Origin of the sequence: Neisseria sp. P0008.S010, from assembly GCF_051962715.1 — a bacterium.
Taxonomy (GTDB): Bacteria; Pseudomonadota; Gammaproteobacteria; order Burkholderiales; family Neisseriaceae; genus Neisseria; species Neisseria elongata.
Genome location: NZ_JBQCVA010000067.1, coordinates 1 through 8,542 on the forward strand (window position 1 = coordinate 1; position 8,542 = coordinate 8,542).

Sequence of the window (8,542 nt, forward strand, 5' to 3'; positions counted from 1 at the left end):
ATATTTCCCCAAACAAACCGATTTCCGAAACATCAGCGATCGGGAGATACGCAGGGTTCAAGATGAGTTGAACCACCAGCCAAGAAAAACTCTTGGCTACGAAACGGCAAGTGTTTTATTTTTGAATCTGTTCCAACCGCTAATGCCCGGGTGTTGCACTTGAAATCTGAATTCAAGGGCCTTTTGTTTGCCGTTAGACCTGCCAGTTTATTGGTGTTTGGCCGTGCTTTTGCAGGTAGGCGTTGGTTTGCGAGAAGGGTTTGCTGCCGAAAAAGCCGCGGTAGGCCGACAGGGGGGAGGGGTGCGGCGAGGTGAGGACGAGGTGGCGGCCGCGGTCGATGAACGCGCCTTTTTTCTGCGCGTGGCTGCCCCAGAGGATGAAGACGAGGTGTTCGCGTTGTTCGGCCAAGCGGCGGATGACGGTGTCGGTAAAGGTTTCCCAGCCCAGTGCGGCGTGGGAGTGGGCTTGGCGGGCACGGACGGTGAGGACGGTGTTGAGCAGGAGGACGCCTTGTTCCGCCCAGTGTTGCAGGCAGCCGTGGTTTGGGATGCGGAAACCGGGGATGTCGTCGGCAAGTTCTTTGTAGATGTTTTGCAGGGAGGGCGGGATGTCGATGCCCGGACGGACGGAAAAGGCCAGTCCGTGCGCCTGTCCTTCGCCGTGGTAGGGGTCTTGGCCGAGGATGACGGCTTTGACTTGGCTAAATTCGGTGGCTTTGAAGGCGTTGAAGACGTCGGCGGCAGGCGGATAGACGGTTTGCCCGCTTTCGCGTTCGGCTTTGACGGTGTCGATGATGTGTCGGAAATAGGGTTGTTGCTTTTCTTTGCCGAGGGCTTCTGTCCAAGTTTGCATAATGGTTTTGCCGGTGGTGTTTTATGTTGGGGCCGTCTGAAAAGGCGGGTTGCCTGTTTTCAGACGGCCTTCCGTTTAGGATAGGTGGAGGATGGAATGCTGCACTTTGCCTTTGATGGATTCGGTAACGTGCCAGTTGGAGTTGTCGTTTAAGGTCAGCCAGCGGCGTTCTTCGGTGCGGTAGAACCATTCTTTGTCGTTTTGGTAGAACACTTGTACGTTGCGCGCTTCCAAGATATTGAGGATTTCATTGGAGTGGGAGCGGGTGTCGTCGAAGTCGGTAACGGCGCGCTGCCCCATTTCGCTGTAACAGGCGTTTAGGGCAAGCAGCAGGTCGTTTACCGGTTTGTCGAGTTCGCGGGCGTTCAGGCCGATGCGGCGGGCTTCTTTGGTCAGTATCGGATAGCTGTGGGTGGGGTAGCCGGAATTGAGGGTTTCGGCGATGCTGTGGACGCGGACGGGGTCGATGATGTGATAGGACAGCAGTTCTTCGCACAGTTTGATCGATAGCGATTCGGCTCTGTCCACCGCGCCGATAACCAGGGGATGGACGTATTCGAACAGGGATTTGTAGGGGTTGGAACCGGTGTCTTCCGTGTTGTTTTTCCACAGTTTGACGACGCGGTTGAGTTCGTCGAGGCTGACCGAAACGCGGTCGTTATCGCGGTCTATCGGGGAGAGGTCGTGGGTGAGGGAAGTATCGACGGAGCTGAGGTAGGCCATCGAACCCATGCGGATTTCGTTCGCGCCTATGGCCATCATGGTGGCGGCCGAAGCGCATTGCAGCGGGATGAGGCTGACCAGGTTGCGGCAGTGGCTGCGGATAAGGTTGATCATGCGCAGGGCTTCTTTGCCGGAGCCGCCGTCGCTTTTAATGAACAGGTAAACGGTGTCGTGCTGATCGACGTGCTCGAGAATGCGGTAAAGGGCCAGCACGTCGTTGCGGCAGATGCTGCCGCCATTGCTGTTCCAATAGCAAAGCAGCGGGCCGTTGAGATTGGCTTCGAGTTCGGCAAGGATTTTTTGTGTTTTGGAAAACAGTCGCGGCGGCTGTTTGACAGATATTTCGTTTTCGTTCATGGTGTTCTCCCTTTGTAAATCGACGGCAGGGTACGGGATGCCTGCGGTTTCGGCCGGGTTTGGCTTTCGAACAGGGCGGCTCCGAAACGGACGGGATTTTAGTCGGGCACTTCTATTGCCGTATCCAAACCCCGCCATTACCGCACTATCGACCCGTCTCAAATTCGGACGAACCGCAAAGGCCGTTTTCGGGTTAATGAATTCCGTGAAGCAGTAATTTCTGTGTTTTTTATAGATTGTTTACAATAGCCGATAATTTCCATTAACAGTATAACAGATATTTGCCGCGTGTGCCTGCCCGTCAGGCTGCCGGGAGGTACAGCCAATAGGCAAACGCGCCCAGTGCGGCACCGGCCGGCAGGTCGATGAGATAGTGCTGCTTGGTAAATATGCAGGAAATTCCGATTAAGACGGGAAAGAGGAATGCCCATCCGCCCATGACCGGCATGGCGTGCAGCGCAGTCAGCATGGCGACGGAAACGTGCATGCTGGGAAAGCAGTTGCTGGATTGGTCGAATTTCTGCACAAACTGTAAAAACCATTCCGACGGGGTTTTACCCGGGTTGATGTTGCGCCAGTGCGGCGGCGTGGAGACGGGGAACAGCCAAAAAAACAGCATCTGCATAAACAGTAGGACTAAGAAGCTGAAGGCCATCATGATGAAGTGGCGGTGGTCGGTCGCAATCAGGTTGAGGTAGAGGATGGCCGGATAGTAGAGGAAGCTGTACACCCACGACCAGCGCGGGCGGAAGGGGATTTCTTCATCGACGACGGAGTCCCATACGATGGGTTTGCGCAAGGGATGCCGTTGGGTAAAGAAGTAAAATTGGTAGGCACCGATAATCAATACGGCACTTAATATCAAATTTATAAAATAGTCGCTGAATGTCATGGGTTGGTTTCCTTAGGGGAAAAATTCAAACACAGTTGGTTGTTGTCGATTTCTGCCGAAACCAGTTTGTGGTTTGCGAACAGAGGTTTGATTTGGCCGAATACGGACAGATTGACACGGATTTGCTGCTGTTCCGCATCCCAATTCAATTTTTTGGTCCGAACCCGGCCGGCCAATATTTTGCCTGCCGTTTTGGCGATGGCGTTCAGGCCGAACGGCAGGCGGTAGCCAAACAAAAGGCCGTCATCATACACTTGTTCCAAAACCAAATCCAAACCGACTTTGTCTTCGATACGGATGGCGTTGCGGTCGGTTTGTATGATTCGGATGTGCCGTTCGGTTTGCCGGCAAACCATTTCTTCGATTTCATTCAGTGATTTTTTCCACTGCACGGGCTGTCCTTTCGGGCGGTTGCGGGTGAGGGCGGCTTGAGTGGTATTCATGCCGTTTTATGTATTGCTTGCGGATGGCGGTTTGATTTTTCAGACGGCCTTTTGCCGGATCGGTTCGATTTGGAACGGTTGTGTCCGGTTGGCGAAGTCTGTTTATGTGCCGCTTTATACAAGCTGTTTGTTGAGGAAAGGCCGTCTGAAAGTAAGGTCTCGCTTTCAGACGGCCTCTTTATTTCCTTTTGTTTAATCAAACGTGATATTGGCGCGACAGTTCGTGTACGGTATCCACCAAGATTTTGGCATGTTCGGGGTCGGCGTGTTGGTTGATGCCGTGTCCGAGGTTGAAGACATGGCCGCTGCCGTATCCATAATCGGCTAGGATGCGCGCGACTTCGGTGCGGATGGATTCAGGCGTACCAAAGAGGGCAAACGGGTCGAAGTTGCCTTGCAGGGCGACTTGATTGCCGACGCGGCGGCGTGCTTCGCCGATGTTGCACGTCCAGTCCAAGCCCAATGCGTCTGCGCCGATTTCCGTCATGCTTTCCAGCCACAGCCCGCCGCCTTTAGCAAACACGATAACGGGAACGCGTCTGCCTTCGCTTTCGCGTTTCAATCCGGCAACGATTTGGCGGATATATTTGAGGCTGAATTCTTTAAACGCCGCATCGCTCAGGACGCCGCCCCAAGTGTCGAAAATCTGCACGGCCTGCGCGCCCGCGTCGATTTGGGCGTTGAGGTAGGCGGTAATGGCTTGGGCATTGGTGTCGAGGATTTTGTGCAGCAAATTGGGGCGCGAGTACATCATGGTTTTGATGGTGCGGAATTCTTTGCTGCTGCCGCCTTCGACCATGTAGCAGGCGAGTGTGAACGGGCTGCCGGAGAAGCCGATAAGCGGTACGCAGCCGTCCAATGCTTTGCGGATGGAAGTTACCGCGTCGAAAACGTATTGCAGTTTTTCCATATCGGGAACTTGCAGCTTGGCGATATCGGCTTCGTGTTGCAAGGCGCGTTCGAATTTCGGACCTTCGCCTTCGGCAAAATACAGTCCCAAGCCCATTGCGTCGGGAACGGTCAGAATGTCGGAGAACAATATCGCTGCATCCAAATCGAAGCGTTCTAAGGGTTGGATGGTAACTTCGGTTGCCAATTCGGTGTTTTTACACAAATCGAGAAAGCTGCCCGCTTTCGCGCGCGTGGCTTTGTATTCGGGCAGATAACGCCCCGCCTGGCGCATCATCCAAATCGGCGTGTATTCGACGGGCTGTTTGAGCAGGGCGCGGAGGAAAGTGTCGTTTTTTAAGGTGGTCATAACTGTTGCCGGAGGGTGGGTTGGGAAACGGACGGCCATTATAAACCACAGGTTCGGAAATCCGCACGTTTGCGGGAGGAGAGGCCGTCTGAAAGGCGCGTTTTGCGCCGTCGGATGCTTTGCGTATAATGGCCGCCTGCCAAAATCAAGGAATACCGTATGCTTATCCACCCGCAATTCAATCCTGCCGCTTTCGAACTCGGCCCGCTGGCCGTGCGTTGGTATGCACTCAGCTATATCGTCGGCTTCGTGCTGTTCATGTGGCTGGGCCGCCGCCGTATCCGTCAGGGTAATACGCCGTTTACGGCCGAAATGTTGGATGATTTCCTGACTTGGGGTGTGTTGGGTGTGATTTTGGGCGGACGGCTCGGTTTTGTGCTGTTCTATCAGCCGGAATACTATTTCAGCCACCCTGCGGAAATAATTAAAGTGTGGCAGGGCGGCATGTCGTTTCACGGTGGTTTTTTGGGCGTGGTCGTCGCCAGTTGGCTGTTTGCCCGCAGGAAGGGCTTGAAATGGATGCAGGTATTGGACTTTATCGCCCCCCTTGTGCCGCTCGGACTGGCTTCGGGGCGTATCGGCAATTTTATCAACGGCGAATTGTGGGGGCGGGTTACTGATCCGTCGAATTTCTGGGCGATGGGTTTCCCGCAGGCGGCGCAAGTCGATGCGCACTTGGCGCAAAGTAATCCGCAATGGGCGGAATGGCTGTTGCAATACGGCGCTCTGCCGCGTCATCCGTCGCAGTTGTACCAGTTCGCTTTAGAAGGTCTGATGCTGTTTGTGCTGGTGTGGTGGTTCTCGCGCAAACCCCGGCCGGTCGGGCAAACAGCTATGTTGTTTTTGGCGGGTTACGGCGTATTCCGCTTCATCGCCGAATATGCCCGCCAGCCCGACGACTATCTCGGTCTGCTGACTTTTGGTTTGTCGATGGGGCAGTGGTTGAGCCTGCCGATGGTGTTGTTAGGTGTGGCCGGTTTTGTCTATTTCGGTCAAAAAGGGAAGGATGTGCAGAAAGAAGCCGTCTGAAAACAACAAACCGGATGCGAGAGTGTCGATACGCTTGCCAAGTTTGCCCGCCTTCGGCTACAATCCGCGCTTTCTCAAATACAGGCACGTAGCTCAGTTGGTTAGAGCACCACCTTGACATGGTGGGGGTCGTTGGTTCGAATCCAATCGTGCCTACCAAATTTTCCAAACGGCATTTTTTGCCGTTATTTTTTAATGTTTTGGAGCTTTTTTGATGTTGAACATTACCTTGCCGGACGGCTCAGTCCGCCAGTACGAATCGCCCGTTACTGTGGCACAGATTGCCGCGTCTATCGGAGCAGGTTTGGCGAAGGCGACAGTGGCGGGTAAGGTAAACGGCAAATTGGTCGATGCGTGCGATCCGATTACCGAAGATTCAACCGTCCAAATCATTACCCCAAAAGATCACGAAGGCGTTGAAATCATCCGCCACTCTTGCGCCCACCTTGTCGGCCACGCAGTTAAGCAGCTCTATCCTAATGCAAAAATGGTTATCGGCCCCGTCATTGAAGAGGGCTTTTATTACGATATCGCAACGGAAAAACCATTTACCCCTGAAGATGTTGCCGCTATCGAAGCGCGAATGAAAGAGTTGATTGCACAAGATTATGATGTAATCAAAATCATGACTCCGCGTGCCGAAACCATCAAAATTTTCCAAGATCGCGGCGAAGAATACAAACTGCGCCTGATTGAAGATATGCCCGAAGTTGAAGCTATGGGTATGTATCATCATCAGGAATATGTCGATATGTGCCGCGGTCCGCACGTTCCGAACACCCGTTTCCTGAAAAACTTCAAGCTGACCAAGTTGGCAGGTGCATACTGGCGCGGCGACAGTAATAATGAAATGCTGCAACGTATTTACGGTACGGCTTGGGCGACAAAAGACGAATTAAAAGCCTATATCCAACGCATTGAAGAAGCAGAAAAACGCGATCATCGCAAATTGGGTAAACAACTGGATTTGTTCCACTTGCAAGACGAAGCGCCGGGTATGGTGTTTTGGCATCCTAAAGGTTGGGCTTTGTGGCAAACTATCGAGCAGCATATGCGTAAAGAACTGAATGCTGCCGGTTATAAAGAAGTCAAAACTCCTCAGATCATGGATAAAACCTTTTGGGAAAAATCCGGTCATTGGGATAACTACAAAGATAATATGTTCGTAACCAGTTCGGAAAAACGCGAATATGCGGTTAAACCAATGAACTGTCCCGGACATGTTCAGATTTTCAATAACGGTTTGCGCTCGTACCGTGATTTGCCGATGCGTTTGGCAGAGTTTGGCTCTTGCCATCGCAACGAACCGAGCGGCGCATTGCATGGACTGATGCGTGTTCGCGGGTTTGTGCAAGACGACGCACATATTTTCTGCACAGAAGATCAAATCGTTAGCGAAGCGCGCGCATTCAATGAATTGCTGGTTCGTATTTACAAGCAATTCGGTTTCCATGATGTATCCGTCAAGCTTTCACTGCGTCCTGAGAAGCGCGCCGGTTCAGACGACGTGTGGGATAAGGCAGAACAAGGTCTACGCGAAGCATTGACTGCTTGCGGCGTGGAATGGGACGAGTTGCCGGGTGAGGGCGCGTTCTACGGACCTAAAATCGAATATCACGTCAAAGACGCATTAGGACGTTCTTGGCAGTGTGGTACGCTGCAACTGGACTTTGTATTGCCGGAACGCTTAGATGCAGAATATGTAACCGAAAACAATGATCGTGCCCGTCCGGTAATGTTGCACCGCGCCATCTTGGGTTCTTTGGAACGATTTATCGGTATTTTGATTGAAAACCATGCAGGTTCTTTCCCGTTGTGGTTGGCGCCGGTTCAAATGGTGATTATGAATATCACCGAAAATCAAGCGGATTACTGCCGTGAAGTGGCTGCTAAATTGCAGGCTGCAGGCTTCCGTGTAGAGCTGGATTTGCGTAATGAAAAAATCGGTTACAAAATCCGTGATAACAGCCAATACCGCTTCCCTTATCAAATCGTTGTCGGCGATAAAGAGAAGCAGGAAAACAAAGTGGCCGTACGCCGCAAAGCAGAAGACTTGGGTTCTTTGGATCTCGATGAGTTTATCGCAATGTTGCAACAAGAAAATCAAAAAATACTTGTCTGATAAGAATTCAGATGACTTGAATATTTATTTTCGGGCCGTCTGAATTTTGGATAAGTAAATAGTAATTTTTATGCAGCTAAACGCGGACGATGTTCATTTGTTGCGTTATTTTTGCAACTTCTACCGCATTTGGAGCAACGTGCACTGCTCTACCAAAAAGTCTTGTCGGGCTTACCGAAACGAGCTTCATATTTTTGGCAACTATCTTGCCATGCTTCGCGCAGATTATCGGCATCTTCTTGCCCGCGCATACCGAAATATGGGAAATGGTGTAAAAAATAACCAAAGATATTTTGACAATCTTCCGCGTATTTCTGCGTATCCAAGATATGCAGATGCCAAAAATCATCAACCATACCAGATGGGACAATGGCTTCATCAGGATATTCAAGACACAAGGTGAGATATTTTCGGTACTCTTCGGCAATGTTTTTTGCCATCTCCAAAGTCCAGCCGAGTCCTTCTTCTTTGTCCATAGCTTTGACCATCATTGGTTCTAAATCAAGATTTTCGATTGTTTGGGGAAACATTTAATTACCTTCTATGTTAAGTGGTTGGTTGGAGAAAATTTTTGTAAGTTTAGAGTAGGATGGTTTCTTGAGCCAGAGCAGAGAATTGATAGTAGATATCTTAAATGCTCCTACCTGCTAGTCATAAAAAAGAGAGTCATATGAAGATAAATGAAAAAATAAAATGGATACGGGAGCGGAGTGGTCTATCTCAAGAAGATATGGCAGAGAAATTAGGTTTGGCAACGAGTACCTATTCAAAGATGGAGCAGGGACGTATCAATAGACCTCTTGCGAAAGTATCCTGAAGATTTACAATTTCCAAATGAAATACGAAAACCTAATCCAAAGAAGCA

Annotated in this window: 9 protein-coding genes, 1 tRNA gene and 1 pseudogene; 5 read left to right on the forward strand and 6 right to left on the reverse strand. The window is 51.1% G+C overall.

Going from position 1 to position 8,542, the window contains the following annotated elements; genetic code table 11:
- Nucleotides 1-163: pseudogene (locus ACTHSL_RS11745) on the forward strand (IS30 family transposase); the annotation flags it as partial.
- 30 nt (nucleotides 164-193) lie between these two features.
- Here ACTHSL_RS11745 and ung read toward each other — a convergent pair.
- The 5 genes from ung to hemE form a co-directional block, all read right to left on the reverse strand.
- Entirely contained in the window at nucleotides 194-853 is a 660-nt protein-coding gene (gene ung, locus ACTHSL_RS11750; RefSeq protein ID WP_440381545.1) for a uracil-DNA glycosylase, read from the reverse strand.
- Nucleotides 854-928: 75 nt separating this feature from the next.
- Nucleotides 929-1,933 carry a hypothetical protein gene (locus ACTHSL_RS11755; protein WP_003773782.1) on the reverse strand — a complete coding sequence of 335 codons (1,005 nt, stop codon included), beginning with the start codon at nucleotides 1,931-1,933 and terminating at the stop codon, nucleotides 929-931.
- A gap of 301 nt (nucleotides 1,934-2,234) precedes the next feature.
- Complete coding sequence (locus tag ACTHSL_RS11760) at nucleotides 2,235-2,825, reverse strand: phosphatase PAP2 family protein (RefSeq protein ID WP_440381546.1); 591 nt, start codon at nucleotides 2,823-2,825, stop codon at nucleotides 2,235-2,237.
- Complete coding sequence (locus tag ACTHSL_RS11765; RefSeq protein WP_440381547.1) at nucleotides 2,822-3,268, reverse strand: hypothetical protein; 447 nt, start codon at nucleotides 3,266-3,268, stop codon at nucleotides 2,822-2,824. The genes ACTHSL_RS11760 and ACTHSL_RS11765 overlap by 4 nt, the downstream gene beginning before the upstream one ends.
- Before the next feature lie 196 nt (nucleotides 3,269-3,464).
- Entirely contained in the window at nucleotides 3,465-4,526 is a 1,062-nt protein-coding gene (gene hemE / locus ACTHSL_RS11770) for a uroporphyrinogen decarboxylase (protein WP_440381548.1), read from the reverse strand.
- Nucleotides 4,527-4,685: 159 nt separating this feature from the next.
- On the opposite strand from hemE, the gene lgt reads away from it, so the two are divergent.
- From lgt to thrS, 3 genes are all read left to right on the forward strand, one after another.
- Nucleotides 4,686-5,555, forward strand: a complete 870-nt coding sequence (lgt, locus tag ACTHSL_RS11775) for a prolipoprotein diacylglyceryl transferase (protein WP_440381549.1) — start codon at nucleotides 4,686-4,688, stop codon at nucleotides 5,553-5,555.
- An 82-nt stretch (nucleotides 5,556-5,637) separates the two neighbouring features.
- Nucleotides 5,638-5,714: transfer RNA gene (locus tag ACTHSL_RS11780), tRNA-Val, on the forward strand.
- Nucleotides 5,715-5,769: 55 nt separating this feature from the next.
- Nucleotides 5,770-7,677, forward strand: a complete 1,908-nt coding sequence (gene thrS, locus ACTHSL_RS11785; protein ID WP_440381550.1) for a threonine--tRNA ligase — start codon at nucleotides 5,770-5,772, stop codon at nucleotides 7,675-7,677.
- 149 nt (nucleotides 7,678-7,826) lie between these two features.
- Here the strand turns inward: thrS and ACTHSL_RS11790 are convergent, their stop codons facing one another.
- Nucleotides 7,827-8,207 (reverse strand): glycine-rich domain-containing protein, encoded by a 381-nt coding sequence (locus tag ACTHSL_RS11790; RefSeq protein ID WP_440381551.1) that lies wholly within the window; start codon nucleotides 8,205-8,207, stop codon nucleotides 7,827-7,829.
- Between the two features lie 140 nt (nucleotides 8,208-8,347).
- On the opposite strand from ACTHSL_RS11790, the gene ACTHSL_RS11795 reads away from it, so the two are divergent.
- Entirely contained in the window at nucleotides 8,348-8,494 is a 147-nt protein-coding gene (locus ACTHSL_RS11795; RefSeq protein ID WP_440381552.1) for a helix-turn-helix domain-containing protein, read from the forward strand.
- Nucleotides 8,495-8,542 lie beyond the last annotated feature (48 nt).